We start from the raw sequence: 25852 nt of genomic DNA, 5'->3' as shown, positions 1-25852 counted from the left end.
TCCTCGCCGGCGCTCGTCGGCCGCGTCCGCGCCGGCACGGGCTCGCTCACCGGGCCACCTCCAGCACGATGTCGGCCAGGCGCTCGTCGGCGTCCCGGGCGCCGGCGGCCGCGGCGTGCTCGGCGTACCGGGCCAGCGTGGCCGGGTCGGTGACCATCGGGATGACGTGCTCCTCGATCCAGGACGGCGACAGGTCCGCGTCGTCCACCAGCAGTCCTCCCCCGGCGTCGACGACGGGCCGGGCGTTGCGCCGCTGCTCGCCGTTGCCGATGGGCAGCGGCACGAACACCGCCGGCATCCCGACCGCGGACAGCTCGGCCACGGTGACCGCGCCCGCCCGGCACAGGGCCAGGTCGGCCGCGGCGTAGGCGAGGTCCATGCGCTCGAGGTAGTCGACGACGACGTAGGGGGCCTGCCCGGGCGCGCGCGGCGACACGGTCACGTCGGTGTTCTTGGGCCCGCGGGCGTGCAGCACCTGGACCCCGGCGGCGGTGAGCGCGTCGGCGGCGCCCACGGCGGCCCGGTTGAGCGAGGCCGCGCCCTGCGACCCGCCGACGACCAGCAGCGTGGGCCGGCCGGGGTCCAGGCCGAAGGTCGCGCGGGCCTCGGCGCGGCGGGCGGGACGGTCCAGCGTGCTGATCGCCGTCCGCAGCGGCATGCCAACGTGCTCGGCGCCGCGCAGCGGCGTGCCGGGCACGGTGACGGCGACCCGCTCGGCGACCCGCGCGCCGATGCGGTTGGCGAGGCCGGGCAGCGCGTTCTGCTCGTGCACGACGACCGGCACCCGCTCGCGGCGGGCGGCCAGGTAGGCCGGCAGCGCCACGTAGCCGCCGAAGCCGACGACGACGCCGGCGGACAGCTCGCGCAGCAGCACCCGGGTCTCGGACACCGAGCGGACCACCTGGCCGGGCACCCGCAGCAGGTCGAGGGTGGGCCTGCGCGGCAGCGGCACGGGCGGGATCAGTCGCAGGTCGTAACCGCGGGCGGGGACCAGCCGGGTCTCCATGCCCCGAGCGGTGCCCAGGCAGGTGATCCGCAACCCGCCCTCGATCGCGCCGCGGCGCAGCAGGGCGTCGGCGAGGGCGAGCATCGGCTCGATGTGGCCGCCGGTGCCGCCGCCGGCCAGGACGACGCTGACGCTCACCGTGGCCGCCGCGGCTGCTCGGGGGTGGCTCTGGCCCGGGGTGGCGGCTGCCGGCGGGCCTCGGGGATCCGGCCGCGGCCGTCCGTCGTCCGCCGCTCGCGGGCCGGCACCCGCTCGCGCGCGGCGCGCTCCCCCGGCGGGACCGGGACGACGCGGGCGACGGTGCGGGCACCGGGGACGGCGGAGCGACGCGCGGGTCGCTCGGGCGCGCGGCCGGAGCCCTCGGCCGGCCGCTCGGAACGGCGGCCGCGGCGCGGGCGCACCGGGTCGACGGTCTGCTCGGGCACCGGCAGCAGCCAGCGGGACAGCCGGTTGCGGTCGGCCCGGCGCAGGTGCTCCACGGCCTCGGGCTCGGAGCGGGCGAAGCGGATGAGCAGCCCCACGATGAACAGGGTGAGCACCAGCGAGGTGCCACCGGCGGAGACCAGCGGCAGCGTGAGGCCGGTGACCGGCAGCAGACCCACCACGTAGCCCATGTTCAGGGCTGCCTGCCCGACCAGCCACACCGTGATCGCCACGCAGGCCAGCTGCACGAAGCGGTCGGCCGTGCGGCGGGCGATCCGGAAACCGGCGTGGGCGAGCAGGCCGTAGAGGGTGACCACGACCAGGCAGCCGAGGAAGCCGAGCTCCTCGCCGACGATCGCGAAGATGTAGTCCGACTCCGCCTCGGGCAGCAGGTTCCACTTCATCGCGCTGTTGCCCAGACCGACGCCCCACAGCCCGCCGGCCGCCAGCGCGTAGAAGCCGCGGATGGCCTGGAAGCCGGCGTTCGACGGGTCGGCGAAGGGGTCCAGGAACGAGGTGACCCGCTCCCAGCGGTACGGGGCGGTCCAGGCCATGAGGAACAGGGCGCCGGCGCCGACGACGGCGAGCCCGGCCCAGTACCGCAGCGGCAGCCCCCCGGCCCACAGCAGTCCGACCAGCACCAGGCCGAGGCTGACGACCCCGCCGAAGTCCGGCTCCAGGTAGAGCAGGAACGACAGGACGCCGAACACCGGCAGCAGCGGGACCAGCAGCGTCCGAACGGTGAGGAAGCGGTCGCGCGCCGCCAGGATGTGCGCACCCCACAGCGCGAAGACGAGCTTGGCCAGCTCGGAGGGTTGGAAGTTGGTGAAGCCCAGGTCGATCCAGGCCCGGGACCCGTTGAGCTCCATGCCGATGCCCGGGACGAGCACCGCGACCAGCAGCGCCGCGGCGACGAGCAGGCCGATCGGCGCCCAGCGGCGCACCAGGCCGACCGGCAGCCGCACCGCCACCAGCAGCGCGACCAGGCCGATGACGGCGAAGACGACCTGGTCGACACCGGGCCGCCAGGCCGGCTGGTCGTTGAGCGCGGCCTCGATCGCCGAGGCGGAGAAGACCATGACCAGGCCGATGGCCAGGAGCATGCCGGCCGCGCCGACGACCAGCTGGCAGCTGGTCATGGGGCCGTCGAGCCAGGCCGGGGGCGTCAACCGGTGGACCGGCGTCCCGCGCCCGGTCGGCACGGTCCGGCGCCGCTCGGGAGCGGTCGGGACGCCGGTGGACTCCATCCGGCCATCGTGGCCGGTGGTGCGGGTCTCCCGGCGCACCGCTGGGGCGTGTCGCGGTGGTGAGGTGCTGGAACGGCCACCCTTCAGGGGTCCGCGTCGAGCCTGGGTCGGCCGCCCTGCAGGGGCCCGCCGCGAGCCTGCGAGCGGTGGGGGGCAGGGGGGTGCTTCACGGGGGGAAGGGTGGTCGTTCTTCACAGCCCGGCGAACGCCAGCCAATCCGCGTAGAAGAGGCCCAGCCCGAAGGCGACCGACATCCCGGTCACCAGCCAGAAGCGGACGATCACCGTGTTCTCGGTCCAGCCGGCCAGCTCGAAGTGGTGGTGCAGCGGCGCCATCCGGAACACCCGGCGGCGGGTGGCCCGGAAGAAGGCCACCTGGATGACCACCGAGAGCGTCACCGCGACGAACAGCCCGCCGAGCACGACCAGCAGCAGCTCGGTGCGGGTGACGACCGCCAGCCCCGCCAGCAGCCCGCCCAGGGCGAGCGAGCCGGTGTCGCCCATGAAGATCCGGGCCGGGCTGGTGTTCCACCACAGGAAGCCCAGACAGGCACCGAGCCCGGCGGCGGCGACCAGGGTGACGTCGAGCGGGTCGCGGACGGTGTAGCAGCCGTCGATCAGCTCGCTGGTGCAGTCGTGGGTGAACTGCCAGAACGAGATGATCGTGTAGGCGCCGCAGACCATCGCCGAGCAGCCGGCGGCCAGCCCGTCGAGGCCGTCGGTCAGGTTCACCGCGTTGGAGAACCCGGCGATGAACAGATAGGCCAGGACCACGAAGCCCACCGACCCGAGGAACAGCGGGCCGATGTCGCGCACGTAGGAGACGAACTCCGAGGCCGGGGTGATGCCGGCCTCGTCGGGGAAGTTCAGCGCCAGGACGGCGAAGGCCACCCCGACCACCAGCTGGCCGACCAGCTTGGCGGTCTTGTTCAGCCCCAGGCTGCGGCGGAAGCGGATCTTCAGGTAGTCGTCGAGGAAGCCGACGGTGCCCAGGCCCACCATGAGGAACAGCACCAGCAGGCCGCTGGCGGTCACCCCGCGGCCGGGCTGGTCGATCAGGAACAGGTGGGCGATCAGGTAGCCGCCGACCGTCGCCCCGACGATGACGGTGCCGCCCATCGTGGGCGTGCCCTTCTTCGCCAGGTGGCTCTCGGGGCCGTCGTCCCGGATCTCCTGCCCGAAGCCCTTGCGGCGGAACAGGTGCACGGCGACCGGCGTGGCCAGGATGGAGATCACCAGGCCGAACGCGGCCGCGATCAGGATCGACCTCACGCGCCTGCCCCGGCGGCGAGGAGGTCGGCCGCGAGCACCTCGAGCCCGTAGGACCGGCTGGCCTTCACCAGCACGACGTCACCGGGCACCAGCACCTCCGTCAGCAGTTCCCGGGCAGCCGCCCGGTCGGGCACGCGCACCGCGCGCCTGTCCGCGCCCCCGTCCGCGTCGCCGTCCTCGCGAGCACCCGCGGCGAGCGCCCCGTCGGCTATCCCTACCGCATCCGGCCCGACGGCCACGACCAGGTCCACCCCGGCGGCGACGGCGTCCCGGCCCAGCCGCTCGTGCTCGTCGGCGGCGCCGGGGCCGAGCTCGGCCATCGCGCCGAGGACGGCGACCCGCCGCCGCGCCGGCAGCCCCGCCAGCGCGGCCAGCGCGGCGCGCATGGACTCGGGGTTGGCGTTGTAGGCGTCGTTGACGACGGTGACGCCGTCGTCCCGGCGGGTCACCTCCATCCGCCAGCGGCTGCGCGGGACGGCGGCCGACAGCGCGGCGGCGACCGCGTCGGGCGCCATCCCGGCGGCGAGCGCGGCCGCGGCGGCCGAGAGCGCGTTGGCGACCTGGTGCTCGCCGACCACCTGCAGCCGCACCGCGGCACGCGCTCCGCCGGCGACCAGCGTGAACCCGGCCCGGCCGGCCTCGTCCAGGGCGACGTCCTCGGCCCGGACGTCGGCGGCTGCCGACCGGCCGGTGGGAACGACCCGGGCCCGGGTGCGCGGCGCCATGCCGATCACCCGGGGGTCGTCGGCGTTGAGGACGGCGGTCCCCCCGGCCGGCAGCGCCTCGACCAGCTCACCCTTGGCGACGGCGATCTCGTCGGCGGAACCGAACTCGCCCAGGTGCGCCGAGCCGACGTTGAGCACGACGCCGACGTCGGGCCGGGCCACCCGGCACAGTCGGGCGATGTGCCCCCGACCCCGCGAGCCCATCTCCAGCAGGAGGAAGCGGGTGTCCTCGTCGGCGTCGAGCACGGTCAGCGGCAGGCCGATGTCGTTGTTGTACGAGCCGGGCGGGCTGACCGTGGCGCCCGCGGTGGCCAGCACCTGGCCGAGCAGGTCCTTGGTGCTGGTCTTGCCCGAGGAGCCGGTGATGCCGACCGTGACGAGGCGGTGTCCTCGCGCCCCGCCCGCGCCCGCCAGCCGGGTGTGCACCGCCGCGGCCAGCCGGCCCAGCGCGGCGACCGGCTCGTCGACGACCACGCAGGGCAGCGCGCCGTCGGGGCGGGTGGCCAGGGCGGCGACCGCGCCGGCGTCCGCGGCGGCGGCCAGGAAGTCGTGCCCGTCCACCCGCTCCCCCGGCACGGCGACGAACAGGTCGCCGGGTGCCACGGCGCGGGAGTCGACGGTGACCTTCCCGGCGACGGTGCCGACGGCGTCCGGCGTCAGCCGGCCACCCACCGCCTCGGCCACCTCGGCCAGGCTCATCTGGATCACGCTCTGGGCTCCACTCCGGCCGGCGCACGCTGCGCCAGGGCCTCGCGCAGCACGGCGCGGTCGTCGAAGGGGTGCAGGGTGCCGGCCACGTCCTGGCCGGTCTCGTGGCCCTTGCCGGCCACCAGGACGGCGTCGCCGGGCCGGGCGCGGGCGACGGCCTCGGCGATCGCCACGCGCCGGTCACCCACCTCGACCACGTCGCCGCGCCGATCGGCGGGAACGCCGGCCAGCATCGCCGCGCGGATGGCGGCGGGGTCCTCCGAGCGCGGGTTGTCGTCGGTGACGACGAGCAGGTCGCTGCCGCGCGCCGCGGCCTCCCCCATCGCCGCCCGCTTGCCGGGGTCGCGGTCGCCGCCGCAGCCGAGCACGGTGAGGACCCGGCCGGAGGTGGCGGCGCGCAGCGCGGCGAGGGCGGTGGCGACGGCGTCGGGGGTGTGCGCGTAGTCGACGACGGCGACGAACGGCTGGCCGGCGTCCACCGGCTCCATCCGGCCGGGCACGACCGTCTCGGCCAGCCCGGTCAGCGCCGTCTCCACCGGCACCCCGACCGCGTCGAGCAGCGCCACGGCCAGGACGGCGTTGGCGACGTTGAACGCCCCGGGCAGCCGCACCCGCGCCGGCCAGCTGTGCCCGCCCGGGCCGGCCAGGGTGAACGCCGTTCCACCGCCGGGGGCCGGGGCCAGGCCGGTCGCCGTCCAGTCGGCGTCGGCGCCCTGGCTGGAGACGGTGACCGCGCGGCGGCCGCCGAGCATGCCGGCCAGCCGCCGCCCGTACGGGTCGTCGACGTCGACCACCTCGACGGCGGCGCGGCCGTCGAACAGCCGCGCCTTGGCCTGGAAGTAGTCCTCGAGGTCGGTGTGGAAGTCCAGGTGGTCGCGGCCGAGGTTGGTGAAGCCGGCCGCGGCGAACGGGATGCCGCCCACCCGGCCGAGCACCAGCGCGTGGCTGGAGACCTCCATGACGACCGTCTGCACGCCGGAGTCGGCCATCCGGGCCAGCAGCGCGTGCAGGGCGGGGGCCTCCGGTGTCGTCCGGACGCTGGGCAGGGTGGTGACCGTCGGCGTGCCGTCGGCGGCGCGGCCGCGGGTGCGGGTCTCGACGGTGCCGACCAGGCCGGTGCCGCGGCCGGCGGCGGCCAGGCCCGCCTCGACCAGGTAGCTCGTCGTCGTCTTGCCGTTGGTGCCGGTGATCCCGATGACCTGCAGCCGCCGGGCCGGCTCGCCGTAGACCCGCGCCGCCACCGCGCCGAGCAGGCCGCGCGGGTCGTCGACGACGCACACCGGCAGACCGGTGGCGGCGGCCTCCTCTCGGCCGGTCGGGTCGGTCAGGACGGCGGCCGCACCGCGCGCCGCCGCGTCGGCCGCGTACCGGGCGCCGTGCGTGCGGGCGCCGGGCAGGGCGGCGTAGAGGTCGCCGGGGCCGACCTCCCCGGAGGCCAGCGTCACGCCGGCGACCGCGGTGCCGGCGTCGCCCTGGACGGGCGCGCCGAGCAGGTCGGCGAGGTCGGCGAGGGTCAGGGGGCCGGTCCCCGTCGGCCGGGACGCCGTCCCCCTCCCGCTCTGGCTCACGGGACTCCAATCTACCGGCGGGCCTACCGCCGGCCGCCGCCCACACGCGGGCGGGCGCCACCGCCCGCCGACGGCCCCGTCCCGCCGCCCGTCTCGACGGCGGCCGCCGACCCCTCCCCCCGCCGACGACCATGGAGCTGCGGTGGCGACACCCGAGCTCCCCGACGTGTCGGCACCGGAGCTCCGTGATCACCACCGGACCGGACAGGACCGGACCGGACCGCGAGCCGTGGTCCGCCTACTCCGGGCCGGTCAGCACGAAGTCGGGCCGCGGCGTCCCCGACGGCACGATGCCGTCGGCGGTCAGTGCCTGACGCAGGATGTCGGCGAACACGGGCGCGGCGACCTGGCCGCCCTCCTCGTTGCTGGTGGGCCGCTCGAGGTCGACCGCGACGACGTACTGCGGGTCGTCGGCGGGGGCGAACCCGACGAACGTCGTCACGTAGCCGCCGCCGGCGTAGCAGCCGCACTCGGGGTTCGCCCGCTGCGCGGTGCCGGTCTTGCCGGCCACGCGGAACCCGTCGACCTGCGCCAGCGGGGCGGTGCCGCCCGGGCCGACGACGGCCTCGAGCATGTAGGCGACGTCGTCGGCGGTGGACTCGCTGAGCACCCGGGTGCTCCCCGGCGCGGGCGCCGGCCGGCCGCCGATCGAGGAGACGATGCGCGGCTCGATGCGCACCCCGTCGTTGGCGATCGCCTGGTAGACCGACGCCATCTGCAGGGTGGTCACCGAGACGCCCTGCCCGATCGGCACGTTGGCCGACCGGCTCTCGGTCCACTCCGTGGAGTCCTGGAGGATGCCGGCGCTCTCGCCGGGCAGCTCGATCCCGGTGGTGCGACCGAGGCCGAAGGCCCGCAGGTACTCCTCCAGCTTCGCGTCGCCGACCTCCCGGGCCAGCATGATCGTGCCGACGTTGCTCGACTTGGCGAGGATGCCGGTGACCGTCCAGTCGATCGGCTGGTGGTCGTGGGCGTCGCGCACGACCCTGTCCCCGGCGTCGATGTGCCCGTCCACGCTGAGGACCGTCTCCGGCGTGGCCCTGCCCTCCTCGATCGCCGCGGCCAGGGTGACCGCCTTGAGCACCGAACCGGGCTCGAAGACGCTGGAGACGAGCGGGTTGCCCAGCAGCTCGGGGTCGGTCCGCGCGTAGTTGCCGGGGTCGTAGCCCGGGCAGGAGCCCATGGCGGCGACCTGCCCGGTGTGCACGTCGAGGACGACGGCCGAGGCGCGTGTCGTGGCGCCGTCCTGGCAGGCCTCCTGCAGCCGCTGCTCGGTGACGAACTGCAGGTCGGAGTCGAGGGTGAGCTCGACGGTGCTGCCGTCGACGGCGGGGGTGGACTCGTCGATGCCGGAGGGGATCGGGTGCCCGCCGCTGCCGACCTCGACCCGCCGCTCCCCCCGCGTGCCGGCCAGCTGCTCGTCGAGGCTCTGCTCGATGCCGGCCAGCCCGTGCCCCTCCCGGCCGGTGAAGCCGACGACCTGTCCGGCGACCGACCCGGCCGGGTAGAGCCGCACCGGGTCGTCCTCGGAGAAGACACCGGGCAGCCCCAGCTCCTCGATCTCGTCGACCGTCTCCGGCGGCACCTGCGAGGCCAGCACGACGTACCGGCCGTCCCGGGAGAGCCGGTCGGTCAGCTCGGAGGTCGGGACGTCGAGCAGCGTGGTGAGCGCCAGCGCCGTGCGCGCGGGGTCGTCGACGAGCGTCGGGTCGGCGGTGACCCGGGAGGCCTCGACGGTGTAGGCCAGCGGGTCGCCGTCGCGGTCGACCACCGAGCCGCGCAGCGGGGCGACGTCCTGGACCCGGATGCGGTCCTGGGTGGCGGCGAGGGCGTACTGCCCGCTGTCGACGCCCTGCAGCAGCCACAGCTTGCCGGTGATCACCAGCAGCGGGACGACGACGAGGACGAAGCCGATGCTGTAGCGCCGGCGGCTGACCTGGAGCGCGCCGGCCAGCCGGCGGCTGCCGGGCGCGCGGCGGGACGTGAAGGCGCCGCTGCTCCCGTCGCGCAGCGGCGGCGCGGAACGCCGGCGGGGCGCGGGGGGACGAGGTGGACGGGCCACGGTCAGTCCCCACCCCCGGCCACGGGCGGCGGCGGGATCGCCGGGAGCTCGGCCGGCTCCGGCTCCTCGGCCGGGACGGGCTCGCCGCGCAGGGTGACGGTGCCGTCCTCCCCGACGACCAGGTAGGCGGCCGCACCCGCGGGGACCATGCCGGCGGCGCGCGCCTCGCGTGCGAGCTCGGCGGGCGTGCCGCCGGACACGACCTGCTGCTCCAGGCGCTGCACCTCCTGGGCGCGGTCCTCGTTCGCGGCCCTCAGCTGCGTCGCCTTGAGCGAGTTGACCGCGATGGCGGTGTTGAGGAACAGCAGCCCCAGCGCGGTGGCCACCAGCAGGGTCACGACGAGCAGCACGACGGGCGCGCGGTGGGCGCCGACGGTGGCGCGCAGGCGGGACGCCGGCGAGCCGGCCGCCGTGCGGGGCACCGGGCCGGTCGACGCCGCCGGCCGGGCCGCCGGGCGGGTCCGCGGCGTGCCCACGCGCACCGGCGCGGTGTGCGCGCGGCCCGACCGCGCCGGAGCCGGGCCGGCGGCCCGCGCGGTGCTGCTCGGAGCGTGCGCCGGCGCCCCCGGCGTGGACCCCGTCCTGCCCACCCTCCTCGAGCTCGGGGTGGGACCCGGGACGGAGCCGCGACGAGTTCCCGGAAGGGGAACGGGGTCGTTCTCCAGCGGAGGCAGGGTCCGGCGGCCGGGCGGGCCCTCGGCCGGGCTCCCCGCCGCGCGTGCGGTGGCACTCATGCGGCCTCCTCACGGTCACTGGTCGGCCGCGTCCGCGGCCGGGGCGTCGTGTGCGGCGTCGTCCGGACCGCCGTCGTCCCCGCGGCGCTCACGCCGCCCGCCGGATGCGCTCCGCGGCCCGCACGCGCGCCGAGGCCGACCGGGGATTGGCCGCGACCTCCGCCTCCGACGGCGCCTCGCCGCCGCGGGTCAGCAGCCGCAGCGTCGGGCCCATCTCGGGCAGCGGCACCGGCAGCCCGGGCGGCGTGCGGTCCACCGCACCGGCCGCGAGGGTCTGCTTGACGATGCGGTCCTCGAGGGAGTGGAAGGTGAGCACGGCGATCCGGCCGCCGACGGCCAGCGCGTCGAGCGCGGCCGGCAGGGCCCGCTCGAGCACGCCGAGCTCGTCGTTGACCTCGATGCGCAGCGCCTGGAAGGCGCGCTTGGCCGGGTGCCCCCCGGTCCGGCGGGTGGCGGCGGGGATCGAGTCGCGCACCAGGTGCGCCAGCCGCTCGGTGTGCGTGAACGGCGCACGCTCCCGTTCCCGGGTGATGGCCTGGGCGATGCGGGTGGCGAAGCGCTCCTCGCCGTAGACGCGCAGCACCCGGGCGAGCCGGTCGGCGGGGTAGGTGTTGACGACGTCGGCGGCGGTGTGCGGGGCCGACGGGTCCATGCGCATGTCCAGCGGGGCGTCGGTGGCGTAGCTGAAGCCGCGGTCGGGCCGGTCGAGCTGCAGCGAGGAGACGCCGAGGTCGAACAGGACCGCCTGGACCTCGGTCAGGCCGAGCCGGTCGAGCACCTCGGGCAGCTCGTCGAAGACGGCGGGGACGACGGTGGCCCGGTCGGCGACGCCGGCGTCGGTGAGCCGGCGGGTGGCCTCGGCGCGGGCGTCGGGGTCGCGGTCGAGGCCGACCAGCCGCAGCCCCGGGTGGGCGCGCAGCAGGGCCAGCGAGTGCCCGGCCAGGCCGAGGGTGGCGTCGACGAGGACGGCGCCGTCGGCGGCGCAGGCCGGGGCGAGCAGGTCGGTGACCCGGTCGAGCAGCACGGGCACGTGCACCGTGGACGACGCCCGCCCTCGCGGCGCCGGCTCGGTGCTGCTCATCGTCGGCGGCTCCTGAACGGGTCGGGGCGCCCTCGGGGCGCGGAGGCCCGTCCATGGTGGGGCTGGACGGCGGTCGGGGAGCGGAGCGCAGCGGCGTTTCGCCGGTCCTCGGGGACGCTGCTGGGGCGCCCGGGGTGGGAGGGCGGGACGGGGTGGGTGTGGCGGGGTGGTCGGTGGGACGGGGTGGTCGGTGGGACGGGGTGGTCGGTGGGACGGGGTGGGTGGGGCGGGGTGGGGGACGTGGGGCGAGGTGGGGTCCCGACCCACGACAGACGCCCGGCCGCCCCCCGCGGGGCCCGCCTGGCGTCGGGGAAGTACGTCAGGTGGAGCCCCGCGGGGACGGGCGGGCGCGGCAGCCGGTGGGGGCCGGCGGCGCGCCCGGTGGGCGGTGCGTCTCCTCCGGTGCCGCTGGGGACCGAGCCACGGGGAAGGTGGCTCGGTCCGGTCCGGTCGAGCCGCGGGGAAGTCGGCTCGGTCGGCGGGGAGGGCCTGGAGGGGTCGGGGGAACGGGACGTCGGGATCAGGAGAGGGTGGGCATCCCCTCGCTCTCCATGTCGGCGAAGCCGGCCTCCTGCTCGGCCACGTAGGCGTCCCAGGTGGCGGCGTCCCAGATCTCGAAGCGGGTGTCGACGCCGACGACGACCACGTCGCGGTCGAGGCCGGCGTACTCGCGCAGGTTGGCGGGGATGGTGATGCGGCCGGTCTTGTCCGGCTCGACCTCGACCATCGACCCGAAGCTCATGCGGGCCCGCATGCGGGCCGCGGCGGTGTCGGAGGGCGCCATCGCGGCGGCCGCGGCGCTCTGCTCGGCGACCCGGGCCATGGTGAGGCCGTAGACGCAGCGCTCCTGGCCCTTCTTGATCACCATGCCGCCGGCCACCTGCTCGCGGAAGCGGACGGGGAGTGCGAGCCGGCCCTTCTCGTCGAGGCGCAACGGATAGCTGCCGACGAACACCGGATCACCTCCCCCATCGGTCCTCCTCGTGCTCCGGGGCGCCCCCGGGACGGGCCGTACCTCCCCACCGGGCCACACAGTAACCCACTACGCCCCACCGGACACCACTCGACACCATGTCGTGATCGGTCCTCCCCACCCCCGCTCCCGCAGGTCAGCGGCCCGGCGGCGGGTCCTCGCGGGGCGGTGGGGCGCGGTGGGGTGCCGTCCCACCCCGCCCCACCGCGGACGTCGTCCGGCGGGGCCCGGCGCGGGCTCCCGGGGGGCGCCGGTGGGGGCTGCGGGGAGGGCGTGGTGGAGGGCTCGTCCCGTGGCCGACGACACTCCCGGGACGCGGTCGGCCACGTACGGTTGAGACGTGACCGAGCTCGCGAGGTCACGCACGGCAGAGCACCGTCGGACCGGCGGCCGACGGGCGGGGAGCACCTCCCGCTCGCGGGGACAGCGAGGGAGGACGCGTGACCGAGGTGACGCCGACCGCCGCGGGGACCGAGGCCCCGGTCGACGTCGCGGCGGAGGGCGCTCGCATCGCGGCGAACATGGCCCGCGTCGTCCACGGCAAGCCCGAGGTCGTCCACCTGGCGCTGGTCGTGCTGCTGGCCGAGGGCCACCTGCTGGTCGAGGACGTGCCGGGCGTCGGGAAGACCACCCTGGCCAAGGCGCTGGCGGCGTCGGTCGACGCGAGCGTGCGCCGCATCCAGTTCACCCCCGACCTGCTGCCCAGCGACGTCACCGGGGTGTCGGTCTACGACCAGGAGACCCGCGAGTTCGAGTTCAAGCCGGGCGCGGTCTTCGCCAACATCGTCGTGGCCGACGAGATCAACCGCGCCTCCCCCAAGACGCAGTCGGCGCTGCTGGAGTGCATGGCCGAGCGGCAGGTCACCGTCGACGGCGTCAGCTACGAGCTGGCCCGGCCCTTCCTCGTGATGGCCACCCAGAACCCGATCGAGATGGAGGGGACCTACCCCCTCCCCGAGGCCCAGCGCGACCGGTTCACCGCGCGGGTCTCCATGGGCTACCCCGACCGCGAGGCCGAGCTGGCCATGCTCGACGACCTGGTGACCACCGACCCGCTGGCCGCGCTGACGCCGGCCACCGACGCGGCCGGGGTGCGCGCGCTGGTCGCCGCCGTCGGCCGGCTGCACGTCTCCGAGCCGGTGCGCCGCTACGTCGTGGCGCTGGTCGAGGCCACCCGCCGCTCCCCCGACCTGCGGCTGGGCGCCTCACCGCGCGCGGGGCTGCAGCTGCTGCGCACCGCCCGCGCCACCGCGGCGCTGGCCGGGCGCGACCACGTGCTGCCCGACGACGTGCAGACGATGGCCGTGCCGGTCCTCGCCCACCGCCTGCTGCTGACCCCGGACGCCGCGGCCTCCCGCCGCACCGCCGAGCAGGTCGTCACCGACCTGCTCAGGACCGTCCCCGTCCTCCGCGGACGCTGAGGTGGCCGGTCCGGTCGCCACCGCGCTGGCGAGCCTGACGCTGCGCGGCCGCTGCCTGGTCGCCGCCGGCCTCACCTTGCTCCTGCTCGGCGTGCTCCTGGGCGAGACGCCCCTGGTGCAGGTGGCGGTCTTCGTGCTGGCGCTGCCCCTGCTGTCGGCCGCAGCCGTGGCCCGGCACCGCTTCCGGGTCGCCACCCGCCGCACGGTCACCCCCGCCCGTGTGCCGCGCGGGCGGGATGCCGACGTGCGGCTGGAGCTCGCCAACGCCGGCCGCGGCGCCGGCGGGCTGTGGCTGCTGACCGAGACCCTGCCGGCGGAACTCGGGCCGGCCCCGCAGTTCGTCGTCGACCGGCTGCTCGGCGGCCGGTCGACGCAGCTGCACTACCGGGTGCACGGCGGACGGCGGGGCCGCTACCGGCTCGGCCCGCTGCGGCTGCGGCTGGTCGACCCCTTCGGACTGGTGCTGCGCAGCGTCGTCGGCGCCGACACCGCCGCGCTGGTCGTCGTCCCCCGCGTCGTGCCGCTGGGTCCCGGGGGGCCGGGCGGCGGGCAGGGCGGCGGCGGCTCGGGCGCGCACCGCTCGATCGCCGTCCACGGCGAGGACGACGTGAGCACCCGGCCGTACCGGCACGGTGACGACCTGCGCAAGGTGCACTGGCGGGCCACCGCCCGCACCGGCGAGCTGATGGTGCGGCTGGAGGAGCGGCCCTGGCGCGCACAGGCGACCCTGCTGCTGGACACCCGGTCCCGCGCCCACCTCGTCGCCCGCCCCACCCCCGCCGACCGCCGCGCCGTCGCCGCCACCGGCCCGGACGCGCCTCCGGCGGACAGCCTCGAGTGGCTGGTGGAGGCGGCGGCGAGCATCGGCACCGAGCTGATCGCACGCGGGGCCACGCTCCGGGTGGTGACCGAGGGCGCCGAGCTGGCCGCCGCCGAGCGCCCCGCCGGGCTCGGTCCCGAGGAGCTGCTGGACCGGCTGGCCGGGGTGGCGCCCTCGCGGCTGGCGGGGCTGACCCCGGGCCTCGGGCTGCTGACCCGCGCGGCCGGCGAGGGGCCGGTCGTGGCGCTGCTGGGAGCCGTGGGTCCCGACGACGCCGCCGAGCTGGTGCGGGTGCGCTCCGGCCCGGCCGCCGACATCGCCGTCCTCGCCGACATCGGCAGCTGGGCCGAGGCCGACGCCGCCCGCCGCCGCCGGCCGGTCAGCGCCGCCGCGCGCGCCGAGCTGACCCGGCAGCAGGAGGCGGCGGCGGACCTGCTGCGCGCCGGCGGCTGGCAGGTGGCCCTGGCGGGCGCCGGGGACTCGGTGGCCGACGTGTGGGCGCAGGTCGCCCGGACCCGCGTCCTGCAGGCCGGTGCCCGGTGACCGGGGAGACCGCGCGGGGCCTGCTGCGCGACACCGGGACGACGGTGGCCGCTGCTGTCGCGACCGCCCTGGGCACCCTCGCGCTGGTGCCGGTCTTCACCGACGGCGACTGGCTGCCCCCGGTGCTCGCCGCAGTCGTCGCCGTCGCCGCGGGCGGCCTGCTGCTGCGGGTCGGCGGCGCCGCACTCGCCGGGGACCGCACGGCGCCCGGCTGGTGGACCGCGCTCGCCGCCGTCGCCGTCCCGTTCGGCCAGCTCGTCGTGCTGGCCTGCGTGCTCACCGCGCTGTTCGCCCCGGAGCAGGCCTGGGGCGGCTGGCTGCCCACCAGCGGCAGCCTGGCCGACCTCGGCACGGTGATGGCCGAGGGGACGGTGGAGCTGGCCGAGCAGTCCACGCCCGCGCTGCCGTTGACCGGGCTGGTCACGCTGACCACGCTGCTGGCCGGCCTGATCGCGGTCGTGGTGGACCTGGTGGCGGTCGGCGCGCGGCAGCCGGCGCTGGCCGGGCTCGGGCTGCTGGTCCTGTTCTGCGTGCCGGTGAGCACGGTGACCGGCTCGATCGGCGCGCTGCCGGTGGCCGCCCCGGCCGCGGGGCTCGCGCTGCTGCTCTTCGCCGACCAGCACCGGCGGCTGGGCCGGCGCTCACCGGAGGGACCGCGTCCGCTGCTGGGGGCCGGCACGCTCACCGCTCTCCGCACCGGGGCGGGAGCCGTGGTGCTGGGGCTGGTGGTCGGCGCCGTCGTCCCCACGCTGACCGAGGGCACCTTCCCCGGCGGCTTCGGCCGCGGCGGTGGCGGCGGCTCCACCGGGACCGCCCTCGACCCGGCCGCTGCGCTGCAGGGGCAGCTGACCCTCGACGAGCCGGTCGACCTGCTGCGGGTCGACGCCTCGGTGCCCGACCCCGGGTACCTGCGGGTCGTGGCGCTGGACGTCTACGACGCCGTGGAGGGGTGGACGATGGGCAACCTCGACGGCGAGACCGCGGTCGCCGACCAGACCGAGCTGGCCAGCCTCCCCGGGCGGCGCGGCGGCCGGCCGGTCGACGCGCTGGTCACCGCCCTCGGCCACGAGGACCGCTTCCTCCCGCTGTTCTACGCGCCCCAGACGGTGGACGTGGCCGAGCCGGAGCAGTGGCGCTTCGACCCGGGCACCGGCACGGTGTTCGGCCGCGACGTGTCCACGGCCGGGCAGACCTGGACCGTGGCGGCCGTGGAACCGCGGCCCGCGCCGGAGGAGCTGGCCGCGGCCGGCCCGCTGCCCCCGGAGCTGCCGGTGGTGCAGCGCTACACCGCGCTGCCCGCCCTCGACCCGAGCGTCGACCAGCTGGTCGCCACGCTGACCGCCGGCGCACGGACGCCCTACGAGCGGGTGCAGGCGGTCTACGGGCACTTCACCGACCCGGCCAACGACTACGAGTACTCGCTGTCGACCGCACCGGGGACCGACGGCGACGACCTCGCCGACTTCCTCCGGCTGCGGCAGGGCTACTGCGAGCAGTACGCCGGCGCGATGGCGGCGCTGGTCCGGGCGGCCGGCGTCCCGGCGCGGGTGGTGCTCGGCTACACCCCCGGGACGGCGCAGCCCGACGGCAGCCGGCTGGTCACCAGCGACGACGCGCACGCCTGGGTGGAGGTCTACTTCGACGACCTGGGCTGGGTCCCCTACGACCCGACGCCGATCGACGCCGACCGCGCGGTGCAGCTGCCCTGGGCGCCCCGGCCGCAGGACCTGGAGGTCGACCCGCGCACCGACCCGATCCCCGCGCCGCTCCCCGCACCGATGCCCCAGGCGCCGCAGCAGCAGCCGGCGCCGCAGGACGTCCCGTTGCCCCAGACCGCGCCCCAGCAGGCCGGCTCGTGGGCGCCGGTGCTGCGCGGCGCCGGCGTCGTCCTCGCCGTGCTGGCGCTGGCCGGGGCGCCGGCCGGGCTGCGGGTGCTGCAGCGCCGGCGCCGGCTGGCGACCAGCAGCCCGGCGGCGCTGTGGGACGAGCTCGCCGCCACCGCCCTCGACCTGGGCCGGACCGCCGACCCGGCACGGACACCACGGCAGGTGGCCGAGCAGCTGACCGAGGCGGCCGAGCCCGGCGGCGGCGCGCACCGGCAGCACCGCCGGCAGGTCCCGGCGTCCGGGGTGGCCGAGGCGGTCACCCGGCTGGCGCGGGCCGAGGAGGCGGCCAGCTACGCCCGTCCGGGCAGCGTCCCCGCCGTCGGCCCGCAGCTGCGGGCCGACCTGGCCACCGCCCGCCGCGGGCTGCTGGCCGCGGCGCCCCGGAGGGCCCGGCTGCGCGCGCTGCTGTGGCCGCCGTCGCTGCTGGCCGGGCTGCGCGACGCACCGCCCCGCCCGCGGTGGGGCCGCCGGACGGCGCTGCGCGGCTGGTAGGAGGACCCCGTCCTGGCCCCGTCCAGAGGCTCGCCGCGAGCTCTGACGGCCCCTGTGCAGGGTCCCGCGCCGCGAGCCTGCGAGTGGCGGGGCAAGGGGTCCTCCACGAGGAGGACGGGGTCCTTCTTCAGGCCGACCGGTCGACCTGGAGGCGCAGCAGCCGCTCGGTGAGCTCGGTCAGCGGCACGGTGAGCAGGAACCGCCCGCCCTCGGACTGCAGTCCCGCCGCCCCGACCCCGGCGGCGACCCACTCCGGGATCGCCTCGAGCAGGGCGTCGAGGTCGAGGAACACCGGCCCCTCGCCGGGCTCGGCGTCGGCGAGCGACTCGGCCTCGGCCCGGTCCGCGCCGGTCCACAGCGGGAGGACGTCGTGCCCGCCGTCGGTCCACGGGGCCACGCCGTCCTCGTCACCCCAGGCCCACAAACCACCGGAGGCGGCGAGCTCGTCCCAGACGGCGGACGGGTCGGAGTCGGTCACGGTGCCTCCTGCGTCGATCGGGGCCCCGAACGCCGACAGCCGCCGTCCGGGCGGGACGGCGGCTGTCATGCGGAGCCGGGGACTGCCGGGCTACTGGTCGTAGCGGCGGCGGAAGCGCTCCTCGAGCCGGTTCTTCAGCGGCTGGCGGCGGGCCTTGCCACCGCCGCGCCCGGCCCGGCCGCCGCGGCCGGAAGCCGAGCTGCCCGCCGGTCCGCCGGGGCCTGCCTCGACCACGCCGGTGGCCGAGCGGTAGTTCAGGACGGCGAGCGCCAGCCCGCCGAACGCGATCAGGAAACCGAGGGCGCCCAGCGGTACCGACGGGATCACCGCACCGCCGATGAGAGCGGCCATGCCGACGACGAACAGCAGGAAGCCCAGCTGCAGCTTGCGACGCGCCTTGCCGCGGCGGTCACCGCTGCGGACCGACGAGGCGAACTTGGGATCGTCATCGACGAGGGCGCGCTCGATCTGCTCCAGCAGTCGCTGCTCGTGCTCGGAGAGCGGCACGTCGACCTCCACGTGGGCCAAAGCCAAGAACCCGACGGCGGTGCCCGCCGTCGGTGACACCGAGGATACGAGCCCTCCGACGGGTGCGAAAGGCGAGCCGCGCCGGGCTCGCCGTGATCACCCCGGCGGGTGGCCCACGGCCTCGGCGGGGAGACGAACGGGGTGCGGCCGGAGTTCCCGCCACCCGGTCGGAGGCCGCCCCGTCGGGTGCCGGTCGCGGCGGTGCCGCGGGTCGGGTGCCGCGGGTCAGGGGGCGCGGGTCAGGGGGCGCGGGTCAGGGGGCGCGCTGCCCGTCCCGGTGCAGCAGCGTCGCCGGGCGGACCGCACCGGCGCCGAACCGGCGGGCGGCCCGGTCGGCGGCCAGCTCGGCCTCCCGGCGGCCGTGCTCCCGGGCGCCCAGCTCCAGCTGCCGCGGGGTCGACCCGGCCCGCACCAGGCGCTCGGCGCGCACGCCGACCAGCCGGATGCGGGCCCGGTCCAGGCCGAGGGCGTCGAAGAGGACGCGGGCGGTGTCGTAGAGCTCCTGCCCGACGTCGGTCGGGACGTCGAGGGTGCGGCTGCGGGTGATCGTGGCGAAGTCGGCGAAGCGGACCTTGATCGTCACCGTGCGGGCCAGCCAGCCGCCCGAGCGCAGCCGGCCCGCCGTCCGCTCGGCCAGCCGCAGCAGCTCCCGGTGGATGACGGCGGGGTCGTCGACGTCGGTGCCGAAGGTCTCCTCGTGCCCGGTGGACCGCTCCGGCTCGTCGGGCACCACCCGGCGCGGATCGCGCCCCCAGGACAGCTCGTGCAGGTGCGCGCCGGCCGCCGGGCCCACCGCCCGCTGCAGCGTGCGCACCGGCACGTGGGCCAGGTCGCCGACGGTGCGCAGCCCCAGCCGCAGCAGCACCTCCTCGGTCCTGGCGCCCACCCCCCACAGCGCGCCGACCGGCAGCGGGTGCAGGAACCCCATGACCTCGGCCGGCCGGACGACCAGCAGCCCGTCGGGCTTGGCGGCGGTGGAGGCGAGCTTGGCCACGAACTTGGTACCGGCCACGCCGACCGAGCAGGTGATGCCCTGCTCGTCGAAGACGCGGGCGCGCAGGTACTCGCCGATCGCGACCGCGTCGCCCAGCCGCCGCCCGGCGCCCGAGACGTCGAGGAACGCCTCGTCCAGGCTCAGCGGCTCGACCAGCGGCGTGATCGAGCGGAACAGCGCCATGACCGAGCGGGACACCTCGGCGTAGAGCGCCACGTCCCCCGGCAGCACCGTCGCCGTGGGGCACAACCGCAGCGCGCGGGAGGTGGGCATCGCCGCGTGCACCCCGTAGCGGCGTGCCTCGTACGTGGCCGAGGTGACCACCCCGCGGTTGCCGGCCCCGCCCACGATCACCGGCGTCCCGGCCAGCTCCGGCCGGCGGCGCACCTCGACGCTGGCGAAGAACGCGTCCATGTCGACGTGCAGCACGGTGCAGCCCGCGGCACGCGACGACGACCCCGACGACACCCGACCCTCCCGACCTCGAACGCGTGTTCGACCCGAGGGAGGACGCTAACGCCCGTCGCACCACCGCGGCACCTCGACGCGGCACCGTGACCGAGCTGTTGCCCGGCTGCCGTCGCCGCTGGTCGGAGCAGGCGTGTGAGAGCAGGATGGCCGAGGTACAGCATCCCTGGAGGGCCGCCGGCCGGCGGCCCGGACCCGACGTGATGGGGAGACCCCATGGCTCTCGACGACGACGACATGACCAGCACCGAAGGCCACGGCCCGGCCGACGGCGGCGCGGCGGGCGGCGGTTCGGACGGCGGCGCCGACGGCGGCGCCGACAGCGGCGCCGGCCACGGCTCGGCCGATGGTGGTGCCGACGGCGGCGCGGACGGCGGTGCCGACGGCGGTGCCGACGGCGGCGCGGACGGCGGCGCGGACGGCGGTGCCGATGGTGGCGCGGACGGCGGTGCCGACGGTGGCGCGGACGGTTCCGCCTGACCGAGGACCACGCCGCCCAGGGCCGGCCGGATCCCCGGCCGGCCCTGGGTCGGTGCACCGCTCTGGACCCGCGGGTCTTCGCCGAGGAGTACTGGGCCCGCCGGCCGCTGCTGACGCGCGCCGAGGAGACGGGCAGCTCCTTCGCCGACCTGCTCGACCTCGCCGCGGTCGACGAACTGCTGTCCCGCCGCGGACTGCGCACCCCGTTCCTGCGGATCGCCAAGGACGGCGCGGTCGTCGACCCCAAGCGCTTCACCACGTCCGGCGGCGCCGGCGCGGAGGTCGCCGACCAGGTCTCCTCCGACGCGGTGCTGCGGCTGTTCGCCGACGGCAGCACCGTCGTCCTGCAGGGGCTGCACCGGCTGTGGCCGCCGCTGATCGAGTTCGCCGACCAGCTGGCCGCCGACCTCGGCCACCCGACGCAGGTCAACGCCTACATCACCCCGCCGTCCTCGCGCGGCTTCTCCCCGCACTACGACGTCCACGACGTCTTCGTCCTGCAGGTGGCCGGCGAGAAGCACTGGCGCATCCACGAGCCGGTGCTGACCGACCCGCTGCGCACCCAGCCGTGGAACGACCGGGCCGCCGCGGTGGCCGCCGCCGCCGAGCGCGAGCCGGTGATCGACGCGGTGCTGCGCCCCGGCGACGCTCTCTACCTGCCACGCGGCTACCTGCACTCGGCGACCGCGCTCGGCGCGATCAGCGCACACCTGACCGTCGGCATCCACCCGGTCACCCGGTGGGCGGCCGCGGAGTCCGCCCTGGACCTGGTCCGCGTGCTCGCCACCGAGGACCCGGAGCTGCGCCGCTCGCTGCCGCTGGGCGTCGACCTCGCCGACCCGGCCGCGGTCGCCGACGACGTCGCGACGGTCGTGACCGCGCTCAAGGGCTGGCTGGACCGCGTCGACCCCGCCGAGGTCGCCGACCGGCTGCGAGCCCGCACCTGGTCGCAGGTCCGCCCGGAACCGGTGGCCCCGCTGGCCCAGGCGACCGCGGCGGCCGCCCTCTCCCCCGACACCGTGCTCCGGTTGCGCCGCCGGCTGCGCTGCCGGCTGCGCGAGGCCGCCGACGGGCGGGTCACCCTGGTCGCGGGACGGCGGTCCCTGGAGCTGCCCGCGGAGACCCGGCCGGCGGTGGCCGGGTTGCTGGCCGCCGGCGAGCTCAAGGTCGCCGACCTGCCCGGGCTCGACGCCCCCGACCAGCTCACCCTGGCCCGGCGGCTGGTGACCGAGTCGATCGCCACCGTGCCCGGTGCGACCGCGGAGGACCATGGGGGGCGTGAGCGCGCGCCCGGGAACGGAACGTGAGCCGGCCGGACCCCGTCAGGTGACCGAGCTCGCGAGGTCACCCATGGGCACAGCACCGCCGGTCACGGCCCGTCCGAGCGCCAGCGAGGAGGGGACGTGACCGCGCTCGCGAGGTTCTCCATGGGCACAGCACGGCCGGTTCCGGCCCGTCCGAGCGCCGGCGAGGAGGGGACGTGACCGAGCTCGCGAGGTCACCCGTGGGTACAGCACGGCCGGTTCCGGGCCGTCCGAGCGCCGGCGAGGAGGGGACGTGAGCGCTCCGGCCGACTTCTGCCAGGTCGCGGCAGCGCCGGGACTGCCTGCAGGACGGCTCGATCCGGACCGCTGCTCGGTGCAGGCGCTGGTCCGTGGCGACTCCTGCGTGGCCACCGCGTCGCCGGCGCAGCGCTGGCTGCTGGTGGAGCAGCCCGGTCCGTGGGGCAAGGACGCCCTGACGCAGTCCCGCTTCGACCAGGCCGTCGCACCACGACTCACCCACCGGGCACGGGTCGAGGGCGTGCGGGTGCTGCTGGTCCGCCGCCCCGGCGACCGGCTGGCCGACTCGCAGCGGCGCTGGGCCTACGTCGACGGCCGGCCCGGCGCGCTGGGCGTGTGGTGGTCGGTGCGCGACACCGACGCCGAACTGGTCGACGTCCCGTGGGACGGGTCGGTGGGGACGCGCACCGACGACCCGCTCTACCTGGTGTGCGCGCACGGCGGGCACGACGCGTGCTGCGCGCTGCGCGGCCGGCCGCTGGCCCGGACGATGCCCACCGACGACGCCTGGGAGTGCAGCCACCTGGGCGGCTGCCGGTTCGCCAGCAACGTGCTCGTGCTGCCGCACGGCTTCTACTACGGGCAGGTGCCCGACGACGGCGCCGAACTGGTCGCCGCGCACGCCGCCGGCCGGGTCGCGCTGCCCTGGCTGCGCGGCCGGTCGGGGGTGCCCGCGCCGGCGCAGGCGGCCCAGCACACCGCCCGCGCGGAGCTCTCGCTGCTCGGTGTCGACGACCTGCTGCCGCGCGACGTGCGCCGGCTGACCCCGGCCGGAGCCGAGATCGAGCGGTGGGTGGTCACCCTGGCCGGGCCGGACGGTGACGTGGTCACCGAGGTCGAGAGCCGCCCGTCGCAGGAGTCGGCGCCGCTGACCTGCCGGGCGGTGCACCCCGCGCACGGCCGCACCTGGCACGTACGGCTGCTCTCCGGCGTCTGACCCCGGGAGTCAGGCCCCGGCGCCGCCCGGGGCGGGCCCGAGGGCCCCACGCGCGACCAGCGTCTCGTACACCCGCGTCGCCAGGGCCCCGAGCTGGTCCTCGTCGGGTCTGCTGTTCAGGGCCATGGCGATGATCAGCCCGGACTCCGGGAAGTACGCGTGCAGGAGGCGGAAGCCGAGGGTCTCGCCCTCGTAGAACCAGAAGGTGCCCAGGGCGTCGGTCATCTGGGCGACCCCCAGGCCGAAGCCCCTGGGGTCGTCGGGAGCGGTCGCCTCGATGGGCTCCCCCGTCGCCGTCGAGACCAGGCTCAGCAGCTCGGCCTGCTGCTGCGGCGGCAGCAGCCACCCGTCGTACAGGGCGCGCTCCCACCGGGTCAGGTCGGCCGTCGTGCTCAGGATGGCGCCTGCGCCGCGCGCCCAGGACAGCGAGGTGCGGCTGACGTCCTGTCCCTCCAGCGGGGACAGCTCGGGCTCGTCGGTCCGGGTGTAGTAGCCGGCCGGCATGCGGTCGGCGATCCCCGGGGGGTAGAGGTGCGAGCGGTAGTACGTGTCCCGGAGTCCCAGCGGTACGAGGAGCCGGGCGGAGAGCTGGTTGGCGTAACCGGTCCCGGTCACCCGCTCGACGATCATCTCGGCCAGGACGTAGTTCGTGTTCGAGTAGCTGTACCCGGAGGTGGCCGGGGCCTCGACCGCGTAGTCGACCAGCTCCTCCGCGGTGAACTCACGGAGCGGGTCGGCGGCCTGGTCGGTGAGGAAGGCCGGCTGGTCGTCGTAGGTGGGGATGCCGCTGGTCATGTCCAGCAGCCGCCGGATGGGGACGTCGTGCCACTGCGGGTACTGCGGCAGCCACCGGCTGACGGGGTCGTCGATCGAGAGGCGGCGCTCCGCCTCCAGCTGCAGCAGGAGCACCGAGGTGAACGCCTTGGTGTTGCTGCCGACCTGCCAGAGGGCGTCCGGCTGCACCGCCACCGACCCGCCGAACTCGGTGGTCCCGGCGCTGACGTCGATCGTCTCCAGCTGGTCCGGGAGGCTGACGCTCAAACCGGCGGCCGAGACGTGCTCGGCCTCCCCGCGCGCCCGGAGGTACTCCTCGAGGTCCCCCCGCAGGTCCGCCACCAGGGCCGGATCGGCGCCGATCTCCGCTCCCGCCGGTGCGGTCAGCGGCGGAGCGGCCGGAGCCGCTGCTGCGGTACCGGGGGCGAGCAGGACGGTCGTCAGGACCGCCGCCGCGAGGGCCGTGGGGACGGATCGTGCTCGTCCGAGCGTCATGGGGGCTCCGCCCTGCCGGGATCGGCACGTCGGGCGCCGATCGCGGGGCACTGTCGTCCCCGCCGCCCGAGAGGTCAACGACCGGCGGCGTCCCTGCGGTCAGGCCAGGGCGCGGCCCCGCGCGGCGAGCAGCGGGATGGCCAGCTCGGTCGCGGTGAGTGAGCCGTGGTAGCCGACCAACCGGCTCGGGCCGGGCTCCTGCTCGGTCGCGATCAGCGCCCAGGTGCCGCGGGCCAGCGCCACGACGTCGCCGATGCGCCCCGCGAGGTCGTCGTCCACCGGACCGAAGACGCCGCTGGCGATCGCCTCGTCGCGGCCGGCGACCCAGGCCCGCTCGCCGAGGACCTCGCGCCACCGCGCCAGCAGGTCGGCCTCGGCTCCGGGCACGGCGTGCAGGTAGCGGGCCCGCGGCTCCCCCGCCAGCAACCGGACGTCCTCGGTGAGCTCCGGGGTGGCGTCCAGGTCGAGCCTGGTGCCGGCCGGGACGTCGAGCATGCCGTGGTCGGCGGTGACGAGCAGCGCGGCGTCGTCCGGCAGGCCGTCGACGATCTGCTCGACGAGCCGGTCGACCAGGGCCAGCTGGGCGCGCCAGCTGGCCGAGTCGACCCCGCGCACGTGGCCGGTGAGGTCGAGCTCGGCGGTGTAGCCGTAGACGAGGGTGCGCGGTGCGGCGGCCAGCGACTCCAGCAGGACGGCGGCCAGGTCACCGGCGCCGACGGTGCCCGTGTAGCGCGCGCCGCGGTAGGCGACGTTGGACAGCCCCGACCCGCGGAACGCGTAGGGCGCCACGGCGCTGACCTCGACCCCGGCGTCGGCGGCCTGTTCGAAGACGCTGCGCCGCGACATCCACACGGCCGGGTCGGGGTCGTCGCCCCACTGGACGTGGTTGAGCGTGCGGTCTTCCCCCGGGACTGCGGTGACGAAGCCGAGCACACCGTGGCTGCCCGGTGGCAGGCCGGTGCCCAGGGTGGTGAGGCTGACCGGGGTGGTGCTCGGGCAGGGGGCGGAGAGGTCCCCGGCGGGGGTGGCGAGCCCGGCGAGGGTCGGGGCGACGTCCGCGTGCGCGCGGACCAGGTCGGCGCCGAGCCCGTCGACGAGCAGGACGGCGACCCGGCGGGCGCCGGCCAGCGCGGCGGTGAGGCCGAGCGGGTCGGGCGGCAGGTCCCCGCGCTCCACGGGGACGCCGAGCGCGGTGGCGACGCCGGGGAGGACGTCGGCGAGGCTGGCCGTGCCGTAGCGGGGGCGGCCCAGGTCCCCGGGGAGTGGGAGGACCCCGTCCCGGGGCCGAGCGGGCAGGGCCGTCACGGGCGGGTGGCGAGCAGGTGCAGGCCGGCGGCGACGTCGCGGTAGGGCGAACTGCCGGCCAGCGCCAGCTCCAGGCGGCGGACCGCCTCGGGGTCGGCGCCGGAGGTGACGTCGAGCAGGTCGCTGACGACGGAGACGCCGCGCCAGGTACCCGGTCGCAGCCCGGCGACCTCGACCAGGGCGATCAGCTCGTCGGGGCCGAACCGGCGGCGGGCCGGACGGCGGGCACGGCGCGGCGCGGGATCACGGTCCTCCAGCAGGGCGAGGGCCTCGACCGGGTGGCCCGCGACCGCCCGCGCCAGCACCGCGCCGGCCCGGTTCGCCGAGGCCACGCTGGCGGTGCCGCCGGGGCGCAGGGCCCGGCCGAGCTCGCGCAGCGTGGTGGCGGGGTCGTCGACGACCTCGAGCACCGAGTGGCAGAGGGCGAGGTCGTAGCTGCCCCCGCCGGGCCTGCCCGCGGGCACGACCTGGTGCAGCTGGTCGCCGTCGCCCTGCACGCCGTGCACGCGCGCCGCGACGCCGGCGTTCTCGGCCCGCCGGTTCAGCGTGGCGAGCGCGTCGGCGCTGGGGTCGACCACGGTGACGTCGTGGCCGAGCCGGGCCAGCGGGACGGCGAAGTTGCCGCTACCACCGCCGACGTCGAGGATCTGCAGCGGCCGGCCGGCCGCGACCAGCGGGTCGAGCGCGGCCCAGACGGCGACCGCGCGGGTGGGCAGCTGGTCCGCGGCGGACGAGGTGGGGGCAGACGGCGGCACCTGTCGGAGCCTAGTGGCGGCCGGTGCCGCGCACCGGTCCGCTCACGGAGTGCATCGGGCAGCGGTGGTGCCCAGGCGCCGCGCGGCCCCGCCCCGAGCCGGCGAAGGATGGGGAG

At 77.0% G+C, this 25852-nt stretch carries 21 protein-coding genes; 6 read left to right on the top strand and 15 right to left on the bottom strand.

Annotation, left to right across the window (positions count from 1 at the left end):
- Nucleotides 1–46 precede the first annotated feature (46 nt).
- The 9 genes from murG to mraZ all read right to left on the bottom strand — a co-directional run bounded on the left by murG (nucleotide 47) and on the right by mraZ (nucleotide 11780).
- Complete coding sequence (gene murG / locus BUB17_RS07795; protein WP_072915863.1) at nucleotides 47–1144, bottom strand: undecaprenyldiphospho-muramoylpentapeptide beta-N-acetylglucosaminyltransferase; 1098 nt, start codon at nucleotides 1142–1144, stop codon at nucleotides 47–49.
- The gene (gene ftsW, locus BUB17_RS07790; RefSeq protein WP_244277026.1) at nucleotides 1141–2676 is read right to left on the bottom strand and encodes a putative lipid II flippase FtsW; all 1536 of its coding nucleotides are present in this window, start codon (nucleotides 2674–2676) and stop codon (nucleotides 1141–1143) included. Before ftsW ends, murG begins: the two co-directional genes overlap by 4 nt.
- A gap of 191 nt (nucleotides 2677–2867) precedes the next feature.
- Nucleotides 2868–3947 carry a phospho-N-acetylmuramoyl-pentapeptide-transferase gene (gene mraY / locus BUB17_RS07785; protein WP_072915860.1) on the bottom strand — a complete coding sequence of 360 codons (1080 nt, stop codon included), beginning with the start codon at nucleotides 3945–3947 and terminating at the stop codon, nucleotides 2868–2870.
- A complete protein-coding gene (locus BUB17_RS07780; protein ID WP_244277037.1) occupies nucleotides 3944–5371 on the bottom strand; it encodes a UDP-N-acetylmuramoyl-tripeptide--D-alanyl-D-alanine ligase in 1428 nt (475 codons plus the stop codon). The genes mraY and BUB17_RS07780 overlap by 4 nt, the downstream gene beginning before the upstream one ends.
- Before the next feature lie 5 nt (nucleotides 5372–5376).
- On the bottom strand, nucleotides 5377–6948 hold the full coding sequence (locus BUB17_RS07775; protein WP_072915857.1) for a UDP-N-acetylmuramoyl-L-alanyl-D-glutamate--2,6-diaminopimelate ligase: 1572 nt from the start codon (nucleotides 6946–6948) through the stop codon (nucleotides 5377–5379).
- A gap of 238 nt (nucleotides 6949–7186) precedes the next feature.
- On the bottom strand, nucleotides 7187–9010 hold the full coding sequence (locus BUB17_RS07770) for a peptidoglycan D,D-transpeptidase FtsI family protein (RefSeq protein ID WP_072915855.1): 1824 nt from the start codon (nucleotides 9008–9010) through the stop codon (nucleotides 7187–7189).
- 2 nt (nucleotides 9011–9012) lie between these two features.
- A complete protein-coding gene (locus BUB17_RS07765) occupies nucleotides 9013–9600 on the bottom strand; it encodes a cell division protein FtsL (RefSeq protein ID WP_072915853.1) in 588 nt (195 codons plus the stop codon).
- 232 nt (nucleotides 9601–9832) lie between these two features.
- Nucleotides 9833–10825, bottom strand: a complete 993-nt coding sequence (gene rsmH, locus BUB17_RS07760) for a 16S rRNA (cytosine(1402)-N(4))-methyltransferase RsmH (RefSeq protein ID WP_072915851.1) — start codon at nucleotides 10823–10825, stop codon at nucleotides 9833–9835.
- A 520-nt stretch (nucleotides 10826–11345) separates the two neighbouring features.
- Nucleotides 11346–11780: a division/cell wall cluster transcriptional repressor MraZ gene (gene mraZ, locus BUB17_RS07755; protein ID WP_072915848.1), complete on the bottom strand. Its 435-nt coding sequence runs from the start codon at nucleotides 11778–11780 to the stop codon at nucleotides 11346–11348.
- Nucleotides 11781–12238: 458 nt separating this feature from the next.
- Here mraZ and BUB17_RS07750 point away from each other — a divergent pair, with 458 nt between their 5' ends.
- Genes BUB17_RS07750 through BUB17_RS07740 form a run of 3 tightly spaced genes read left to right on the top strand, consistent with a single transcriptional unit; the run spans nucleotide 12239 to nucleotide 16960 of the window.
- Nucleotides 12239–13219, top strand: coding sequence for an AAA family ATPase (locus tag BUB17_RS07750; protein WP_072915846.1), 981 nt, complete (start codon nucleotides 12239–12241; stop codon nucleotides 13217–13219).
- Between the two features lies 1 nt (nucleotide 13220).
- Nucleotides 13221–14582 (top strand): DUF58 domain-containing protein, encoded by a 1362-nt coding sequence (locus tag BUB17_RS07745; protein WP_072915843.1) that lies wholly within the window; start codon nucleotides 13221–13223, stop codon nucleotides 14580–14582.
- The gene (locus BUB17_RS07740; RefSeq protein ID WP_072915841.1) at nucleotides 14579–16960 is read left to right on the top strand and encodes a transglutaminase TgpA family protein; all 2382 of its coding nucleotides are present in this window, start codon (nucleotides 14579–14581) and stop codon (nucleotides 16958–16960) included. Before BUB17_RS07745 ends, BUB17_RS07740 begins: the two co-directional genes overlap by 4 nt.
- A 127-nt stretch (nucleotides 16961–17087) precedes the next feature.
- Here the strand turns inward: BUB17_RS07740 and BUB17_RS07735 are convergent, their stop codons facing one another.
- The 3 genes from BUB17_RS07735 to dinB form a co-directional block, all read right to left on the bottom strand.
- Nucleotides 17088–17438 (bottom strand): DUF2750 domain-containing protein, encoded by a 351-nt coding sequence (locus BUB17_RS07735; protein WP_072915839.1) that lies wholly within the window; start codon nucleotides 17436–17438, stop codon nucleotides 17088–17090.
- 90 nt (nucleotides 17439–17528) lie between these two features.
- Nucleotides 17529–17945, bottom strand: coding sequence for a DUF3040 domain-containing protein (locus BUB17_RS07730; protein WP_072916043.1), 417 nt, complete (start codon nucleotides 17943–17945; stop codon nucleotides 17529–17531).
- Between the two features lie 274 nt (nucleotides 17946–18219).
- Nucleotides 18220–19428 carry a DNA polymerase IV gene (gene dinB / locus BUB17_RS07725; RefSeq protein ID WP_072915837.1) on the bottom strand — a complete coding sequence of 403 codons (1209 nt, stop codon included), beginning with the start codon at nucleotides 19426–19428 and terminating at the stop codon, nucleotides 18220–18222.
- A gap of 216 nt (nucleotides 19429–19644) precedes the next feature.
- On the opposite strand from dinB, the gene BUB17_RS07720 reads away from it, so the two are divergent.
- From BUB17_RS07720 to BUB17_RS07710, 3 genes are all read left to right on the top strand, one after another.
- Nucleotides 19645–19908 (top strand): BatC protein, encoded by a 264-nt coding sequence (locus BUB17_RS07720; RefSeq protein WP_072916040.1) that lies wholly within the window; start codon nucleotides 19645–19647, stop codon nucleotides 19906–19908.
- A 308-nt stretch (nucleotides 19909–20216) separates the two neighbouring features.
- A complete protein-coding gene (locus BUB17_RS07715; RefSeq protein WP_348537037.1) occupies nucleotides 20217–21215 on the top strand; it encodes a cupin domain-containing protein in 999 nt (332 codons plus the stop codon).
- Nucleotides 21216–21465: 250 nt separating this feature from the next.
- On the top strand, nucleotides 21466–22407 hold the full coding sequence (locus BUB17_RS07710; protein WP_072915834.1) for a sucrase ferredoxin: 942 nt from the start codon (nucleotides 21466–21468) through the stop codon (nucleotides 22405–22407).
- 9 nt (nucleotides 22408–22416) lie between these two features.
- Here BUB17_RS07710 and BUB17_RS07705 read toward each other — a convergent pair whose 3' ends face one another.
- The 3 genes from BUB17_RS07705 to BUB17_RS07695 all read right to left on the bottom strand — a co-directional run bounded on the left by BUB17_RS07705 (nucleotide 22417) and on the right by BUB17_RS07695 (nucleotide 25736).
- A complete protein-coding gene (locus BUB17_RS07705) occupies nucleotides 22417–23676 on the bottom strand; it encodes a serine hydrolase domain-containing protein (protein WP_072915832.1) in 1260 nt (419 codons plus the stop codon).
- Between the two features lie 99 nt (nucleotides 23677–23775).
- On the bottom strand, nucleotides 23776–24981 hold the full coding sequence (locus tag BUB17_RS07700; RefSeq protein WP_083606138.1) for an alkaline phosphatase family protein: 1206 nt from the start codon (nucleotides 24979–24981) through the stop codon (nucleotides 23776–23778).
- Nucleotides 24978–25736, bottom strand: a complete 759-nt coding sequence (locus BUB17_RS07695) for a methyltransferase domain-containing protein (protein WP_072915829.1) — start codon at nucleotides 25734–25736, stop codon at nucleotides 24978–24980. Before BUB17_RS07695 ends, BUB17_RS07700 begins: the two co-directional genes overlap by 4 nt.
- Nucleotides 25737–25852 lie beyond the last annotated feature (116 nt).

The organism is Geodermatophilus obscurus, assembly GCF_900143215.1.
Classification (GTDB): Bacteria; Actinomycetota; Actinomycetes; order Mycobacteriales; family Geodermatophilaceae; genus Geodermatophilus; species Geodermatophilus obscurus_A.
The sequence above is the reverse complement of the archived record's forward strand: the minus strand, read 5'-3'. Positions and strand labels throughout refer to the sequence as shown.